The organism is Enterobacter sp. CC120223-11, from assembly GCF_900215375.1.
Taxonomy (GTDB): Bacteria; Pseudomonadota; Gammaproteobacteria; order Enterobacterales; family Enterobacteriaceae; genus Scandinavium.
This window is the reverse complement of sequence record NZ_OBEF01000003.1, coordinates 129,154-147,025: the sequence shown is the minus strand read 5'-3', so window position 1 is coordinate 147,025 and position 17,872 is coordinate 129,154. Positions and strand designations below refer to the sequence as shown.

General features: G+C 56.4%; 12 protein-coding genes. 8 read left to right on the top strand and 4 right to left on the bottom strand.

From position 1 onward, the window contains the following. Positions 1–13: 13 nt before the first annotated feature. Positions 14–664: a response regulator transcription factor RcsB gene (gene rcsB / locus CRO87_RS04820; protein ID WP_097161797.1), complete on the top strand. Its 651-nt coding sequence runs from the start codon at positions 14–16 to the stop codon at positions 662–664. A 66-nt stretch (positions 665–730) separates the two neighbouring features. Here the strand turns inward: rcsB and rcsC are convergent, their stop codons facing one another. After that, a complete protein-coding gene (rcsC, locus tag CRO87_RS04815) occupies positions 731–3,580 on the bottom strand; it encodes a two-component system sensor histidine kinase RcsC (RefSeq protein ID WP_097161796.1) in 2,850 nt (949 codons plus the stop codon). A 117-nt stretch (positions 3,581–3,697) separates the two neighbouring features. Then, positions 3,698–6,337: a DNA topoisomerase (ATP-hydrolyzing) subunit A gene (gyrA, locus tag CRO87_RS04810; protein ID WP_097161795.1), complete on the bottom strand. Its 2,640-nt coding sequence runs from the start codon at positions 6,335–6,337 to the stop codon at positions 3,698–3,700. 159 nt (positions 6,338–6,496) lie between these two features. On the opposite strand from gyrA, the gene ubiG reads away from it, so the two are divergent. From ubiG to yfaE, 4 genes are all read left to right on the top strand, one after another. Next, positions 6,497–7,222, top strand: coding sequence for a bifunctional 2-polyprenyl-6-hydroxyphenol methylase/3-demethylubiquinol 3-O-methyltransferase UbiG (ubiG, locus tag CRO87_RS04805; RefSeq protein WP_097161794.1), 726 nt, complete (start codon positions 6,497–6,499; stop codon positions 7,220–7,222). A 345-nt stretch (positions 7,223–7,567) separates the two neighbouring features. Continuing rightward, positions 7,568–9,853 (top strand): class 1a ribonucleoside-diphosphate reductase subunit alpha, encoded by a 2,286-nt coding sequence (gene nrdA / locus CRO87_RS04800; RefSeq protein ID WP_097161793.1) that lies wholly within the window; start codon positions 7,568–7,570, stop codon positions 9,851–9,853. Positions 9,854–9,949: 96 nt separating this feature from the next. Then, a complete protein-coding gene (gene nrdB, locus CRO87_RS04795) occupies positions 9,950–11,080 on the top strand; it encodes a class Ia ribonucleoside-diphosphate reductase subunit beta (RefSeq protein ID WP_097161792.1) in 1,131 nt (376 codons plus the stop codon). Further along, positions 11,080–11,334, top strand: coding sequence for a class I ribonucleotide reductase maintenance protein YfaE (yfaE, locus tag CRO87_RS04790; protein WP_097161791.1), 255 nt, complete (start codon positions 11,080–11,082; stop codon positions 11,332–11,334). Before nrdB ends, yfaE begins: the two co-directional genes overlap by 1 nt. 41 nt (positions 11,335–11,375) lie before the next feature. Here the strand turns inward: yfaE and glpT are convergent, their stop codons facing one another. Further along, entirely contained in the window at positions 11,376–12,728 is a 1,353-nt protein-coding gene (gene glpT, locus CRO87_RS04785; protein WP_097161790.1) for a glycerol-3-phosphate transporter, read from the bottom strand. A gap of 267 nt (positions 12,729–12,995) precedes the next feature. Here glpT and glpA point away from each other — a divergent pair, with 267 nt between their 5' ends. The 3 genes from glpA to glpC are packed head-to-tail and all read left to right on the top strand — an operon-like array spanning position 12,996 to position 17,063. Beyond that, positions 12,996–14,624 (top strand): anaerobic glycerol-3-phosphate dehydrogenase subunit A, encoded by a 1,629-nt coding sequence (gene glpA / locus CRO87_RS04780; protein ID WP_097161789.1) that lies wholly within the window; start codon positions 12,996–12,998, stop codon positions 14,622–14,624. Beyond that, a complete protein-coding gene (gene glpB / locus CRO87_RS04775; RefSeq protein ID WP_097161788.1) occupies positions 14,614–15,861 on the top strand; it encodes a glycerol-3-phosphate dehydrogenase subunit GlpB in 1,248 nt (415 codons plus the stop codon). Before glpA ends, glpB begins: the two co-directional genes overlap by 11 nt. After that, the gene (gene glpC, locus CRO87_RS04770; protein WP_097161787.1) at positions 15,858–17,063 is read left to right on the top strand and encodes an anaerobic glycerol-3-phosphate dehydrogenase subunit GlpC; all 1,206 of its coding nucleotides are present in this window, start codon (positions 15,858–15,860) and stop codon (positions 17,061–17,063) included. The genes glpB and glpC overlap by 4 nt, the downstream gene beginning before the upstream one ends. Here glpC and yfaU read toward each other — a convergent pair. Next, positions 17,057–17,857, bottom strand: a complete 801-nt coding sequence (yfaU, locus tag CRO87_RS04765) for a 2-keto-3-deoxy-L-rhamnonate aldolase (protein ID WP_097161786.1) — start codon at positions 17,855–17,857, stop codon at positions 17,057–17,059. The two genes, glpC and yfaU, sit on opposite strands and share 7 nt — an antisense overlap. Positions 17,858–17,872 lie beyond the last annotated feature (15 nt).

Below are 17,872 nucleotides of genomic sequence, written 5' to 3'. Positions count from 1 at the left end.
GGTAGCCTAATACATGAACAATATGAACGTTATTATTGCCGATGATCATCCGATTGTACTGTTCGGTATTCGCAAATCACTTGAGCAAATCGAGTGGGTGAATGTCGTCGGCGAATTTGAAGACTCCACTGCACTTATCAATAATCTGCCGAAACTGGACGCCCATGTGCTGATCACCGATCTCTCCATGCCCGGAGACAAGTACGGTGACGGTATTACGCTTATTAAATACATCAAACGCCATTTCCCGGCCCTGTCGATTATCGTTCTGACAATGAACAATAACCCGGCGATTCTGAGTGCCGTTCTGGATCTCGATATTGAAGGGATTGTCCTGAAACAGGGCGCACCAACCGACCTGCCTAAAGCGCTGGCCGCTTTGCAGAAAGGGAAGAAGTTCACCCCGGAAAGCGTTTCCCGCCTGCTGGAAAAAATCAGCGCGGGCGGCTACGGCGACAAACGTCTGTCACCAAAAGAGAGTGAAGTATTGCGCCTGTTCGCAGAGGGTTTCCTGGTCACCGAAATCGCCAAGAAGCTGAACCGCAGCATCAAAACCATCAGTAGCCAGAAGAAGTCGGCAATGATGAAGCTTGGCGTGGAAAACGATATCGCCCTGCTGAACTACCTCTCTTCCGTTACCCTGAGCCCGGCAGACAAAGACTAATACGACCTTTTACGCTGAAGCGAAACACAAAAAACCCCGGACTTCCGGGGTTTTCTTTTACAGGCCTTAAGCCTCTCTGCTTTTCCTGACCCGCGCGGCATAAACCGCCAGCGTCTGGCTTATCACATCCAGCGTCACCGGTTTTGACAGGCAGCTGTCCATACCAGACTCCAGGCAGCGCTGCTTCTCTTCCGCCAACGCATTTGCTGTCACCCCTACCACCGGCAAGGTCAGCCCCAGCTGGCGAATACGCTGCGTCAGACGGTAACCATCCATATTTGGCATGTTCACATCACTTAACACGATATCAATGTGATTCTTACTCAGGACATTCAGCGCATCGACACCGTCATTGGCCGTTTTGCACTGATAGCCGAGGGAGCCAAGCTGATCGGCCAGTAAACGGCGGTTAATCGGATGATCGTCCACCACCAGAATCATCATGTCATCATTTGCAGTGGTGATATTATCTGCCGACGGCAGATCTCCGCCGCGTTCAGCATCCTCGACGCTGATGCTGTATATACGGCCCAACAGCGCCAACAGCTCATGCGGTGACGCGACGCTGTGGATCCACTCGCCAGCCGCACGCTCCAGCGGGATGCCGATATGGCGGCGGCAGAACACGATCGCCCCGCGCCCTTTCCACGGCTGCGTCAGCTCATCATCGGTAATGAGCATATCGTCTGATTGTGGCGTCTGCCCCTCCCAGGCCAGCACTTCAGCACCGTGGCGCATCAGCAGAGATTCGACAAACTGGGCCAGGGAAGCATTGCGTACCGCCAGCCAACAGCGTTTGCCTGCAAGGCTTTCCACCGTCACTGACTTCAGATTCTGTGCACCGTACAGCGGAATTCGAATAGTAAACTGGCTGCCCATACCCGGCTCGGTATCCACCGAGATGTCGCCGTCCATCATGTTGATCAGCTTCTCGCAGATAGCCAGCCCAAGCCCTGTTCCCTGGAAATTACGCTGCACACCGGTGCCGACCTGGAAGAACGGATCAAACAGGCGCACCACTTCTTTGGCCGGAATACCCACGCCGGTGTCGCGCACGCTGATGCTGAGATAATCTTCATCGCGCTGCAGATGCAAAATAATGCAGCCTGTATCGGTGAATTTGATAGCGTTACTGAGCAGGTTGGAAATCACCTGCTGCAGACGCATCGGATCGCCCGCCAGCTGCTGCGGTACGTCCGGATCTACGAAGCAGTAAAGCCCCAGCTGTTTGCGCACCACCAGCGGCAGATAGTTGGCGGTGATGTGGCTCATCACTTCGCGTGGAGAAAATTCGCGCGGCTCAATTTTCAGCTGTTCTGATTCAATCTTTGAGAAATCGAGAATGTCGCTAATGATTTTCAACAGCAGGCTCGACGAGTTATTCATCGCCGTCACCAGCCTGTCGACCCCCTTCGGCAGCTCTTTGGTCTGCAGCAGATCGAGGTTACCAATGATGCCGTACAGCGGCGTGCGCAGCTCATGGCTCACCGTCGCAAGGAACATGGATTTGGACTGGCTAGCCTGCTCGGCGGCCTGGGCCATTTCCTGCAGAGACTCTTCCATCTTCACGCGCGATGAGACGTCGACCAGCACGCATATCGCCACGTTTTCATTACGATAGCGCGAATGGACGAAGCTGATTTGCAGATTGGTATTGTTGCTGGTGAGCACGTCGACAAAGTTCACCTGCTGGCCGCAGATTATCTGCGTCAAGCGCTGGCGGTCTTCATGAGTGAGCATATTGAGGTAGTTATGCGCCAGCTCGTTACTCAGTATATTGGTGCCATCCAGGGTGCGAAGAATACAGATGCCGACCGGTGCGGAAGCCACAATTTTACGGTTGAACTGCTCATGCTCCTCCAGTCGCTGCGCGTCAGCTTCTGCCGGCAGGAAGATTCTGCGCTCATACATCCGCGCCATAGTGAACAGCGCCACACCCGTCAGAATGTTTAACAGCACAGCATTGAGGATAAGCATCCTGATACGTTCAAGCACCGAATCGACCGGAACCGAATAGACAATACTCAGGGAAGATGGCGGCAAATTTTTCTTCAGCACCAGATCGCGGAAACCGGACGTGTAGCCAAACCATGCTCGCTCCAGCATCCATTTCGGATCGATGTTCAGTTTGTTTTCCCCGCCGGTGAGCGCAATCAAAGGCTGGCCGCTGTCATCGAGGATGGTCACCCCCATTGGCATGTTGCCCGGCGTGAAGAAGTTTTCCATACGAACGGTTTGTTCGATACCCAGCAGCGCCTGTAAACGGTTTGCAAGGTAAACCGGCGTCAGCGCATAGAAATAACCCACGCCCGGACGCGGTCCCTGACTTATCCAGAAGAGATTGCTGCCGCGCTCTTCCTGGGGCGCATTGCGGTATTTCACGATGCGCTCATGCAGGGTTTTGAGGGCCTGGTCACGCTCAACTGGCATGTCGCGCAGGCCAAAGTTTGCCATGCACAAATTGTCGCTGCCGATCAGGAACACGCGGTTCAAATCGTAGGCCGCAGAGAAATTGTCGCGCCAGTAGCGCATAAACCACGCCAGCGACTCCAGCGAGCCACGCCAGTTATTGCTCAATGCGCCGCAGTCAGAATCCTGGAACAGCGGCTCAAACTCTGGCACCTCGGTTTCATCTTTCTCAGTACGTGAAGAGAGCACGCCGTTTTCCGCACTGAGGCGATTTTCAGCGATGTATTTCAGCTCTTTCATTACGTCTGACGTGCGCTGAATGTAGCGCTGAGCCTGATCGTAGCTGAGATTAAACTCCTGGCGAATCTCCGCCTCTTTGCTGTGCAGCGCATTGACGATGTAGAACACCGACACAAAGGCAATCAGCAGCCAGAAGAGCAGCGCCAGCGCCCGGAACAGATAGCGGGAGACTTTCAGAGTCGTGCGAAAAGAGACGAGGTATTTCAACGTTGAGCCGTGTGCATGCGTAAAGATGCGATTAAGGTAGCGGTAAATCGCCCCCCTCGCAATGTTCTAAGAAAAAGGGCCAGCAAGTGCTGGCCCCATCATCACGTTTTCAGACGATTACTCTTCGTCGGCGTCATCCGCCACGTCGTCGTCAGCGTCCGTTTCCGGAGCGATCTCGTCATCACCTTCGGCAACGCTGCCGTCGATAGCGTCGAGTTCCTCTTCGTCAACCGGTTCTGCAACGCGCTGCAGGCCCACCACGTTTTCATCTTCCGCGGTGCGAATGAGGATAACGCCCTGGGTGTTACGACCCACCACGCTGACTTCCGACACGCGGGTACGCACCAGCGTACCTGCATCGGTGATCATCATGATCTGATCGCTGTCCACAACCTGAACCGCGCCGACAACAGAACCGTTACGCTCGGTCACTTTGATCGAGATAACGCCTTGCGTGCCGCGTGACTTGGTCGGGTATTCCGTTTCCGCCGTACGCTTACCGTAGCCGTTCTGGGTGACGGTCAGGATCGCGCCTTCACCGCGAGGGATGATAAGCGAAACAACTTTGTCTTCGCCCGCAAGTTTGATGCCGCGAACGCCGGTGGCGGTACGGCCCATGGCACGCACTGCGCTCTCTTTAAAGCGCACCACTTTACCGGCGGCAGAGAACAGCATCGCTTCGTCGTTGCCGTTGGTCAGGTCAACGCCGATCAGCTCATCACCTTCATTGAGGTTCACCGCGATGATCCCGGCAGAACGAGGACGGCTGAACTCGGTCAGCGCCGTTTTCTTCACGGTACCGCTGGCGGTCGCCATAAAGACGTTCACGCCTTCTTCGTACTCGCGAACCGGCAGAATAGCGGTGATACGTTCGTCGGCTTCCAGCGGCAGCAGGTTGACGATTGGACGTCCACGCGCACCACGGCTCGCTTCCGGCAGCTGATAAACCTTCATCCAGTACAGACGACCACGGCTGGAGAACAGCAGAATGGTGTCATGGGTGTTGGCCACCAGCAGGCGATCGATAAAGTCTTCTTCTTTAATGCGGGCCGCAGATTTACCTTTACCACCGCGACGCTGAGCTTCGTAATCGGTCAGCGGCTGATACTTCACATAGCCCTGATGCGACAGCGTTACCACAACGTCTTCCTGGTTGATCAGGTCTTCGATGTTGATGTCAGCGGTGTTGGCGGTGATTTCGGTGCGACGCGCATCACCGAACTGCTCGCGAACGAGTTCCAGTTCTTCACGAATCACTTCCATCAGACGGTCTGCGCTGCCCAGGATGTGCAGCAGTTCAGCGATCTGCTCCAGCAGCTCTTTGTACTCGTCGAGCAGTTTTTCATGCTCGAGGCCGGTCAGCTTCTGCAGACGCAGATCCAGAATCGCCTGAGCCTGCTGTTCGGTCAGGTAATACTGGCCGTCACGCACGCCGAATTGCTCTTCCAGCCACTCCGGACGCGCGGCATTGTCGCCCGCACGCTCCAGCATTTCCGCGACGTTACCGAGATCCCATGGACGCGCGATCAGACCCGCCTTCGCTTCTGCCGGGGTCGGCGCCTGACGAATCAGCTCGATAATCGGATCGATGTTGGCGAGAGCCACAGCCAGCGCTTCAAGGATGTGCGCACGATCGCGCGCTTTACGCAGTTCGAAAATGGTACGACGGGTCACCACTTCACGGCGGTGACGCACGAATGCGCTCAGAATATCTTTCAGGTTCATGATCTTCGGCTGACCATGGTGCAGCGCAACCATGTTAATACCGAAGGAGACCTGAAGCTGTGTCTGGGAGTAGAGGTTGTTGAGAACCACTTCACCCACCGCGTCGCGTTTGATTTCAATCACGATGCGCATACCGTCTTTATCAGACTCGTCACGCAGCGCGCTGATGCCTTCCACGCGTTTGTCTTTGACCAGCTCGGCGATTTTCTCGATCAGGCGAGCTTTGTTCACCTGGTACGGAATTTCATGCACGATGATGGTTTCGCGGCCGGTTTTCGCGTCAGCTTCTACTTCCGCGCGAGCGCGGATGTAAATTTTACCACGACCGGTGCGATAGGCTTCTTCAATGCCGCGGCGACCATTGATGATGGCGGCGGTCGGGAAGTCTGGCCCTGGAATGTGTTCCATCAGCCCTTCAATGCTGATGTCTTCATCATCAATGTAGGCGAGGCAGCCGTTGATCACTTCCGTCAGGTTGTGCGGCGGAATGTTGGTGGCCATCCCCACCGCGATCCCGGACGAACCGTTCACCAGCAGGTTTGGAATTTTGGTTGGCATGACGTCAGGGATTTTTTCCGTGCCGTCATAGTTATCCACGAAATCGACGGTTTCCTTGTCCAGGTCAGCCATCAGCTCATGGGCGATTTTCGCCATACGGATTTCCGTATAACGCATCGCCGCAGCGGAGTCACCGTCAACGGAACCAAAGTTACCCTGGCCATCTACCAGCATGTAGCGCAGCGAGAACGGCTGGGCCATACGGACGATGGTGTCATACACCGCGGAGTCGCCGTGAGGGTGGTATTTACCGATGACATCGCCCACGACACGGGCAGATTTTTTATAGGCTTTGTTCCAGTCATTGCCCAGTACGTTCATGGCGTAAAGTACGCGACGGTGTACCGGCTTTAAGCCATCTCGGACATCTGGCAGCGCACGGCCAACAATCACCGACATCGCATAATCCAGGTAGGAGCTCTTTAGCTCTTCCTCGATGTTGACCGGTGTAATTTCTCTCGCAAGGTCGCTCATCTAACCGCTATCCCTCTACATGTTTCCCGGATTCAAAGGTCGCAAATTATAACACAACCGACCGGTTTGAGGTAAACCAATAGCACCCGCACAACGCTTTATTCGCGCCGGGGTGCTGATATACTCACTGGCCTGATTAAAAAAGGAGTCAATGCGCCCATGAATGCTGAAAAACAGCCGGTGGCTAACGTCGATCACGACGAAATTGCGAAATTTGAAGCCGTCGCTTCACGCTGGTGGGATCTCGAAGGGGAATTTAAACCGCTGCACCGTATCAATCCGCTGCGTCTGGGCTATATCGCCACCCGTTCCGACGGTTTGTTTGGCAAGAAAGTGCTCGATGTGGGCTGCGGCGGTGGCATCCTCGCCGAAAGTATGGCGCGTGAAGGGGCCGATGTTACCGGGCTGGATATGGGCTTCGAACCTCTTCAGGTGGCGCGTCTGCATGCGCTAGAAACGGGCATTCAGGTGAACTATGTGCAGGAAACCGTGGAAGATCATGCCGCGAAGCACGCACAACAGTACGACGTTGTCACCTGCATGGAGATGCTGGAGCACGTGCCGGACCCGCAGTCCGTCGTCAATGCCTGTGCAAAACTGGTCAAACCGGGCGGCCAGGTCTTTTTCTCCACCATTAACCGCAACGGTAAAGCCTGGCTCATGGCGGTTGTCGGCGCAGAGTATGTGTTAAAGATGGTGCCCAAAGGCACCCACGACGTGAAGAAATTCATCAAACCTGCCGAGCTGTTGGGTTGGGTCGACAAAACCTGTTTGCAGGAGCGCCATATCACCGGCCTGCACTACAACCCGGTCACCAACCACTTTAAGCTCGCACCCGGCGTTGATGTTAACTATATGTTGCACACCACCGCAAAAAACGACTGACGTCATAGATTATTCTTATCAAGTTTGCGCAGCATTCTGTTGCGCAAAACTCCCCCTCGTTGAAGAAATCAGCACTCGATCAAATTTTCATTTTTTTTTCTAAATTATTGACATCACGTCCAGGCCTTACAGTTCTAGGACTTAGCCTTTTTCACGCTTTAGCAACCTCAAGTTAACGCCAAAATCAACCCTTGTACTCAAATGAATCCTTACTAGAATACTCACCATATAGCGTTTAACTTATCGCACACCCCCTATATATAGTATTTATCCACAGAGTTAGTCACAGCGACTTTCTGTGGATAAACGGGGGATATTTTTCTTTTCACGGACAGGGTAAAGCACATGAATCAGAGTCTGATGGTGACTAAGCGTGATGGTGGGACCGAGCGTATCGATCTCGATAAAATTCATCGCGTGCTGGACTGGGCGGCCGAGGGGCTGAACAACGTTTCCATTTCTCAGGTTGAACTGCGCTCACACATCCAGTTCTACGACGGCATCAAAACTGCCGATATTCATGAGACCATCATCAAGGCTGCCGCTGACCTGATCTCCCGTGAGGCACCGGACTACCAGTACCTGGCCGCGCGCCTGGCGATTTTCCATCTGCGTAAAAAGGCCTACGGCCAGTTCGAGCCACCGGCACTCTACACCCACGTCGTCAACATGGTTGAACTGGGTAAATACGACAGTCATCTGCTGGAAGACTACACGGAAGAAGAGTTCAAGCAGATGGACGGTTTTATCGACCACTGGCGCGACATGAACTTCTCCTACGCGGCCGTGAAGCAGCTGGAAGGCAAATACCTGGTCCAGAACCGTGTGACCGGTGAAATTTATGAGAGCGCCCAGTTCCTCTACATTCTGGTTGCCGCGTGCCTGTTCTCGAACTACCCGCGTGAAACCCGTCTGGACTACGTGAAGCGTTTCTATGACGCCGTCTCCACGTTCAAAATTTCTCTGCCAACGCCGATTATGTCCGGCGTGCGCACCCCGACTCGTCAGTTCAGCTCCTGCGTGCTGATCGAGTGCGGCGACAGCCTGGACTCCATCAACGCCACCTCCAGCGCCATCGTGAAATACGTTTCCCAGCGCGCCGGGATCGGCATCAACGCCGGTCGCATTCGTGCGCTGGGCAGCCCGATTCGCGGCGGTGAAGCGTTCCACACCGGCTGTATTCCGTTCTACAAGCACTTCCAGACTGCGGTGAAGTCCTGCTCTCAGGGCGGCGTGCGCGGCGGTGCGGCAACCCTCTTCTACCCGATGTGGCATCTGGAAGTGGAAAGCCTGCTGGTGCTGAAAAACAACCGTGGCACGGAAGCAAACCGCGTGCGTCACATGGACTACGGCGTGCAGATCAACAAGCTGATGTACACCCGTCTGCTGAAAGGCGAAGACATCACGCTGTTCAGCCCGTCTGACGTGCCAGGCCTCTACGACGCCTTCTTCGCCAATCAGGATGAGTTCGAACGCCTGTACGTGAAATACGAAAAAGACGACAGCATCCGCAAGCAGCGTATCAAAGCGGTCGAGCTGTTCTCTCTGGTCATGCAGGAACGTGCCTCCACCGGCCGTATCTACATCCAGAACGTTGACCACTGCAACACCCACAGCCCGTTCGATCCAGTTGTTGCGCCAGTGCGCCAGTCTAACCTGTGCCTGGAAATCGCCCTGCCGACCAAACCGCTGGACGACGTGAACGACGAAAACGGTGAAATTGCACTCTGTACGTTGTCGGCGTTTAACCTCGGCGCAATTGACAGCCTGGACGATCTGGAAGAGCTCGCGATCCTCGCCGTCCGTGCGCTGGACGCCCTGCTCGACTATCAGGACTACCCGATTCTGGCTGCAAAACGCGGTGCAATGGGTCGTCGTACCCTCGGCATTGGCGTGATCAACTTCGCTTACTACCTGGCGAAGCACGGCAAGCGCTACTCCGACGGCAGCGGCAACAATCTGACCCACAAGACGTTCGAAGCGATTCAGTACTACCTGCTGAAAGCCTCTAACGAACTGGCGAAAGAGCAAGGCGCATGCCCGTGGTTCAACGAAACCACTTACGCCAAAGGCATTCTGCCGATCGATACTTACAAGAAAGATCTGGACGGCATCGTCAACGAGCCGCTGCACTACAACTGGGAAGCCCTGCGCGAGTCCATCAAAGAGCACGGCCTGCGTAACTCCACGCTTTCTGCCCTGATGCCGTCAGAGACATCTTCACAGATCTCTAACGCCACCAACGGCATTGAGCCGCCGCGCGGCCACGTGAGCATCAAAGCGTCGAAAGACGGTATCCTGCGCCAGGTGGTGCCGGACTACGAAAAACTGCAGAACGGCTACGAGCTGCTGTGGGAAATGCCGAACAACGACGGCTATCTCCAGTTGGTCGGCATCATGCAGAAGTTTATCGACCAGTCGATTTCGGCGAACACCAACTATGACCCGACGCGTTTCCCGTCTGGCAAAGTGCCGATGCAGCAGCTGCTCAAAGACCTGCTCAATGCCTATAAATTTGGCGTGAAAACCCTGTACTATCACAACACCCGTGATGGCGCAGAAGATGCTCAGGACGATCTGGCCCCGTCCATCCAGGACGACGGCTGCGAAAGCGGCGCATGTAAGATCTAAGATACCTGCCGGGTGGCGCGACGCTTACCCGGCTACGTTTTTGTAGGCCCGGCCAAGCCAGTGCCGCCGGGCAATACAAGCTCAACAGGACTCCCAATGGCATACACCACTTTTTCACAGACGAAAAATAATCAGCTGCTTGAGCCGATGTTTTTCGGCCAGCCGGTCAACGTGGCTCGCTACGATCAGCAAAAATATGACATCTTCGAAAAGCTGATTGAGAAACAGCTCTCCTTCTTCTGGCGCCCGGAAGAAGTGGACGTCTCCCGCGATCGCATCGACTATCAGGCGCTGCCTGACCACGAAAAGCACATTTTTATCAGCAACCTGAAGTACCAGACGCTGCTGGACTCCATTCAGGGCCGCAGCCCGAACGTGGCGCTGCTGCCGCTGATTTCGATTCCTGAACTGGAAACCTGGGTTGAGACGTGGGCATTTTCGGAAACTATCCACTCACGCTCCTACACCCACATCATCCGCAACATCGTCAACGATCCGGCGACCGTGTTCGATGATATCGTCACCAACGAGCAGATCCAGAAGCGTGCGGAAGGCATTTCCCACTATTATGATTCGCTGATCGAACTCACCAGCTACTGGCACCTGCTGGGCGAAGGCACCCACACCGTGAACGGCAAAACCGTCACCGTGAACCTGCGTGAGCTGAAGAAGAAGCTGTATCTGTGCCTGATGAGCGTCAACGCGCTGGAAGCGATTCGCTTCTACGTGAGCTTCGCCTGCTCCTTTGCCTTTGCTGAGCGCAAGCTGATGGAAGGCAACGCCAAAATCATTCGTCTGATCGCCCGTGATGAAGCCCTGCACCTGACTGGCACCCAGCACATGCTGAACCTGCTGCGTTCAGGCCAGGATGACCCGGAGATGGCGGAGATCGCCGAAGAGTGCAAACAGGAATGCTATGACCTGTTCGTGCTGGCAGCTCAGCAAGAGAAAGAGTGGGCAGAGTACCTGTTCCGCGACGGCTCAATGATTGGCCTGAACAAAGACATTCTCTGCCAGTACGTCGAGTACATCACCAACATCCGCATGCAGGCTGTTGGCCTCGACCTGCCGTTCCAGACGCGCTCCAACCCTATCCCGTGGATCAACACCTGGCTGGTGTCCGATAACGTGCAGGTGGCGCCGCAGGAAGTGGAAGTCAGCTCCTATCTGGTCGGCCAGATTGATGCTGAAGTCGATGCCGACGACCTGAGCAACTTCCAGCTCTGATGAGCCGCGTAACCCTTCGCGTCACTGGCACACAGCTGCTGTGCCAGGAAGAACACCCTTCATTACTGGTGGCGCTGGAGTCGCACAACGTGGCGGTTGAATTCCAGTGCCGCGAAGGCTACTGCGGCTCCTGCCGCTGTCGGCTGGTGTCCGGCCAGGTTGACTGGCTGATGGAGCCGCTGGCATTCGTTCAGCAGGGAGAAATTCTGCCCTGCTGCTGCAGAGCCAAAGGCGATATTGAAATCGAGATGTGAAAAAGGGTCGCTGAGCGACCCTTTTTTATTATCCAAAACAATTACGCCCGCTTCATCTGCATTTCCTGATGGTGCTTACGTTCACCCACCATGACCACCAGCAGCAAAATCACCGCCAGAATGCTGCCACCGATCATCACCATAAAGCCGCCATCCCAGCCGAAGAAATCTACCGTGTAACCCACGATGGCGCTGGCGGCGACAGACCCGCCGAGGTAGCCAAACAATCCGGTAAAGCCTGCCGCCGTGCCCGCCGCTTTTTTCGGTGCCAGCTCAAGGGCATGCAGGCCAATCAGCATCACCGGGCCATAAATCAGGAAGCCGATAACGATCATACAGGCCATGTCGACGCCAGGGTTGCCCGGCGGGTTAAGCCAGTAAACCACGGTGGCGATGGTCACCAGAATCATAAAGAACACGCCGGTAGCGCCGCGGTTGCCGCGGAACACTTTGTCCGACATCCAGCCGCAAAGCAACGTGCCAGGGATCCCTGCATATTCGTAGAGGAAATAGGCCCAGGAAGACTTATCCAGTGCGAAATGCTTCACCTCTTTCAGATAGGTTGGCGACCAGTCGAGGATGCCGTAACGCAGCAGATACACGAACACGTTCGCCACTGCGATGTACCACAGTAATTTATTGGGCAGCACGTACTGCATGAAGATCTGTTTGGCGGTCAGCTCTTCTTCGTGCTTCTCGCTGTAGTCATCCGGGTAATCGTTTTTGTACTCTTCAATCGGCGGCAGGCCACAGGATTGCGGCGTATCGCGCATCAAAGCAAAGGCAAATAGCGCCACCAGAATAGCGCCGAAAGCAGGCATATAGAGCGCCGCTTTCCAGTCGTTGAACCACGCCATGCCGAGCAGGAACAGCAGCGGCGGCAAGCCTCCGCCCACGTTATGAGCACAGTTCCACACCGACACAATGCCACCGCGCTCCTTCTGCGACCACCAGTGGACCATGGTGCGCCCACAAGGCGGCCAGCCCATACCCTGGAACCAGCCACAGATAAACAGCAGCACAAACATGATAGCGATGCTGGAGGTTGCCCACGGAACAAAGCCCATAAACAGCATCACCGCCGCCGCGAGAATCAACCCCGCTGGCAGGAAAACGCGCGGGTTAGAGCGGTCGGAAACCGAGCCCATGATGAATTTCGAAAAGCCATAGGCAATAGAAATTCCCGACAGCGCAAAGCCTAAATCGCCGCGCGAAAAGCCCTGTTCAATCAGGTAAGGCATGGCCAGGGCGAAGTTTTTGCGCACCAGATAGTAGGCCGCATAACCGAAGAAGATCCCGAGGAAAATCTGCCAGCGCAGGCGGCGGTAGTGGGCATCGGTCTGCGCCTCGGGCAGTCTTGAAGCGTGCGCGGCAGGTTTGAAAATACTGAGCATGGTAGCCTCCGTGGCCATCGTTATCAGACAAACGCGTCTGAGAATCATCAGTAATGTGAATGAGTTGTAGTACGGCCCGGATGGTAGGCAAAGCCCGATCAACGTACTGTGAAACGTCGCACAAAATGTTACAGATTTATGACAAAAATTCCATTATGAGCACGAAATCACGTTTCATTTTCGTTTTATGTTCGATTATGCGCGATATCAAACAAACCACAGTATTACTGTGGCTAAATGGATGAAAATGAACAGTGAGGGTTCAGAATGACTTTCTCCACGACCGGTGAGGCCGATGTCATCATTATCGGCGGGGGTGCAACGGGGGCCGGGATCGCCAGAGATTGCGCCCTGCGTGGCCTGAAGGCGATCCTCGTCGAGCGAGACGATATCGCCACCGGTGCCACCGGCCGCAACCACGGCCTGCTGCACAGCGGCGCGCGGTATGCGGTAACGGATCCGGAATCCGCCCGGGAATGTATAGCCGAAAACGCCATTCTCAAACGCATTGCCCGCCACTGCATCGAAGCCACGCAGGGGCTGTTTATTACCCTGCCGGAGGATTCTCTCGACTTTCAGCAGCAGTTTATTGCCGCCTGCCAGAGCGCAAATATTGATGCCCAACCGCTGACGCCCGCTCAGGCGCTGGCGCTGGAGCCCGCGGTAAACCCGGCGATTATCGGTGCGGTTACAGTGCCCGATGGCACCGTGGACCCTTTCCGGCTGACCGCCGCCAATATGCTGGATGCCCGCGAGCACGGTGCCGTTATTCGCACAGGCTGCGAGGTCACGGGGCTGATACGCCAGGGCGAGCGCATTCGCGGAGTCAGGGTGTGGGATCGCACAAAGCAAACAACAGAACAGCTTTATGCGCAGATCGTCGTCAACGCTGGCGGCATCTGGGGCCAGCGCATTGCCGAATATGCCGACCTCTCCGTGCGCATGTTCCCGGCCAAAGGCTCACTGCTCATTTTCGAAAACCGCATCAACCAGCACGTGATTAACCGCTGCCGCAAGCCCGCCGATGCCGACATTCTGGTGCCGGGCGATACCATTTCACTGATTGGCACGACTTCCACGCATATTGATTACCGTGATATCGACTACAACCGTGTCACCACAGAAGAGGTGGATATCCTGCTGCGCGAAGGCGAAAAACTGGCACCTATTATGGCAACCACGCGTATTCTGCGGGCTTACTGCGGCGTGCGTCCTCTGATCGCCAGCGATGACGACCCGAGCGGTCGAAGCGTCAGTCGCGGCATTGTGCTGCTCGACCACGCAAACCGCGACGGCATGGAAGGCTTTATCACCATCACCGGCGGCAAGCTGATGACCTATCGACTGATGGCGGAAATGGCGACCGATGCCGTCTGTCGCAAGCTGAACCACCGCGCGCCCTGTACAACAGCTGAAACACCGCTGCCGGGCTCACGAGAAAGCACGGAAAATACGCTGCACAAAGTCATTTCACTCCCGGCCCCGCTGCGTGGTTCGGCCATTTATCGTCACGGCGATCGGACGCCGAAGTCGCTGGGGGACTCACGCCTGAGCCGCAGTCTGGTGTGCGAGTGTGAAGCTGTTACCGCCGGGGAAGTTCACTATGCCGTCGACAAGCTGGCAGTAAAAAATCTTCTCGATTTACGTCGCCGTACGCGCGTCGGCATGGGTTCCTGTCAGGGGGAACTTTGCGCCTGCCGTGCCGCGGGTCTGTTACAGCGTTACCAGGTCACCACGCCCGCGCAGTCGCTCAATCAGCTCTCTGAATTTTTGAACGAACGCTGGCGCGGCGTGCAGCCCGTCGCCTGGGGTGATGCGCTGCGGGAAAGTGAGTTCACACGCTGGGTGTGGCAGGGACTGTGCGGACTGGAAAAGGAGCATCAGGATGAGGTTTGATACCGTAATTATCGGCGGCGGGCTCGCAGGGCTGATGTGCGGGCTGGAACTGACCCGGCAGGGCCTGCGCTGCGCCATTATCAGCCGCGGTCAAAGCGGCCTGCACTTCTCTTCCGGCTCGCTGGATTTGCTGGCTCATTCGCCTGACTGCACGACGGAAAGCGCGCTGGAAGCACTCGCGACAACCGAACCGACGCATCCCTACAGCCTGCTCGGCAAAACGCAGGTGCTGGCATACGCGCGCCGGACGGAAGCGCTGCTGAGCGAATGTGGTATTACCATGCAGGGCGACGTCGGACAGCCCCATCAGCGAATCACGCCAATTGGCATCCTGCGCCAGGCCTGGCTGACGCCAGAGGACATCGCCCTCGCGCCGAAAAGGGGCGAACGTATCGCGGTGGTCGGCATCAGCGGCTTTCTCGATTTCCAGCCGCATCTGGTGGCGGCTTCCCTGCGGAAAACGGGCGCACACGCGGACGCGCTGGAGATAGAACTGCCGCAGCTCGACGCCCTGCGTGAGAACGCATCGGAGTTCCGCTCGGTGAATCTGGCCCGGGTGCTGGATGGCGAGAATCAGTCGCAAAGCCTGCTGAGCGCGCTGTTGCCGATAGCGGAACAGTACGACAGGATCCTGATGCCTGCCTGCTTTGGTTTACAGGACAACACCCTGTGGCGTGGACTCAACGAATCCCTTCCCTGCCCGCTTTCGTTATTGCCCACGCTCCCCCCGTCAGTGCCCGGTATCAGGCTGCACACCGCCTTGCAGCGCCAGTTTGTTAAAAACGGCGGCGTGTGGCTGGCAGGCGACGCGGTGACGGACGTTATCCACGACGGACAAAACGTCAGCGCCATTTCGACCCGCAATCACGGCGAGATCCCACTGCGAACGCGTTTCGCCATCCTCGCCAGCGGCAGCTTCTTCAGCAGCGGCCTGGTCGCCAGCCGACAGGGCATAAGCGAACCCGTGCTTGGTCTGGACGTCATGCAAACGGCACCGCGCGAAGGCTGGACCCGCAGTGATTTCTTTCAGCCACAGCCGTGGCAGCGCTTTGGCGTCAAAACGGACAGCTCCCTGCGCGCCTCACTCAACGGCCAGACATTCAACAACCTTTTCGCCATCGGCGGCGTACACGCGGGTTTTGACGGTCTTTCACAGGGCTGCGCTGGCGGCGTCAGCGCGGTTACGGCGCTGCACGTTGCCCGCCAGATAACGGAACTTAGCGGAGAGCAGCCATGAGCGACACCCGTTTTGACCACTGCATCAAATGCACGGTTTGCACCACGGCCTGTCCGGTAAGCCGCGTGAATCCAGGCTACCCTGGCCCGAAACAGGCAGGTCCCGATGGTGAACGCCTGCGGCTCAAAGATGGCGCACTGTATGACGAAGCGCTGAAATACTGCATCAACTGTAAGCGCTGTGAGGTGGCCTGCCCCTCGGACGTTCGCATTGGTGATATCATCCAGCGGGCCCGCGCGCAGTTCAGCCAGCAAAAGCCCACGCTCCGCGATGCCATCCTCAGCCATACCGACTTGATGGGCACGCTTTCCACGCCGTTTGCGCCTGTTATCAACGCCACCACGGGCCTGAAGCCTGTCCGTCGGCTGCTCGACGCGGCCCTGAAAATTGACCATCGCCGCCAGCTGCCGAAATACGGCACCGGAACCTTCCGCCGCTGGTATCGTCGGGTTGAAAAACAGCAGGCGCAGTATGCAGAGCAGGTGGCTTTTTTCCACGGCTGCTACGTCAATTACAACAACCCACAGCTCGGCAAAGATTTGATAAGCGTGATGAACGCCCTCGGCGTCGGGGTGCAGCTGCTCGATAAAGAGAAGTGCTGCGGCGTGCCGCTGATTGCTAACGGTTTCGTCGATAAGGCGCGCAAACAGGCGCAAATCAATACCGCTTCACTGCGCAAGGCGGTGGTGGAAAAACAGCTGCCCGCGATTGCCACGTCGTCAACCTGCACCTTCACCCTGCGCGACGAATATCCACATCTGCTGGATATTGATAACCACGACGTTCGCGACGGCATTGAGCTTGCCACCCGCTGGCTGTGGAAACAGCTGGATGCGGGGAAAACCCTGCCGCTGCGCCGTATGCCGCTGAGGGTGGTCTATCACACGCCCTGCCATATGGAGAAAATGGGCTGGTCGATTTACACCCTTGAGATGCTGCGCCAAATCCCGGAGCTGGAAGTGATCGTGCTGGATTCGCAGTGCTGCGGCATTGCCGGAACTTACGGTTTTAAATCTGAAAACTATGCCACTTCGCAAAGCATTGGCGCGCCGCTGTTTGCGCAGATTGAAGAGAGCGGCGCTGACCTGGCGATCACCGATTGTGAAACCTGCAAATGGCAGATTGAGATGTCCACCAGCCTGCGCTGTGAACATCCCATCACCCTGCTGGCTCAGGCGCTTAGCCTGCCTGACCTTCAGTAACTGCTTTTGCTCCCTCCGGCTGGAGCGGCTTTGAACAGCGCCAGCCGTTTATCGAGCGCGTCGGTATAAAGCATCGTATCGACGCCTACCGCGACAAAATTTGCGCCCCATTCCAGGCACCGCTGCGCCATTGCTGGATCGACCGCCAGGAAGCCCGCTGCTTTACCGGACGCCCGAATACGCCGAATGCTCTGCTCAATGATGCGCTGCACCTCCGGGTGCCCGGCGTTATCCGGGTAGCCAAGCGAAGCGGAAAGGTCCGCAGGCCCGATAAACACACCATCAATACCTTCAACCTCGAGGATTTCATCGAGATTCTCAAGTGCCGTTCGGGTTTCCACCTGAATCAGCAGGCACAGCTCGTCATTGGCCTTGGCCATGTAATTCTCGATGCGCCCCCAGCGCGCTGCGCGGGCGACGCCTGCCCCTACGCCCCGCGTGCCAACGGGCGGATAGCGAGTGGCGGAAACAATCTGCCTGGCCTGTTCGGCGCTTTCCACCATCGGGATCAGCAGCGTTCTTGCGCCGATATCCAGCACCTGCTTTATCAGACTTCGCTGGTCATCAACCGGGCGGATCACCGGCTGGCTGGCGTAAGGCGCTATCGCCTGAAGCTGATGATACAGATCCTGCACGGTGTTCGGCGCGTGCTCGCCGTCAATCAGCAGCCAGTCGTAGCCTGACGTCGCCGCAATTTCGGCCATATAGGCCGAGGTGGAGCTGAGCCACAGGCCAATCTGCGTCTCTCCCCGCGCAAGGGCCGCTTTAAACGGATTCGCTAACAGAGTGTTCATTATCATCCCTTTTCA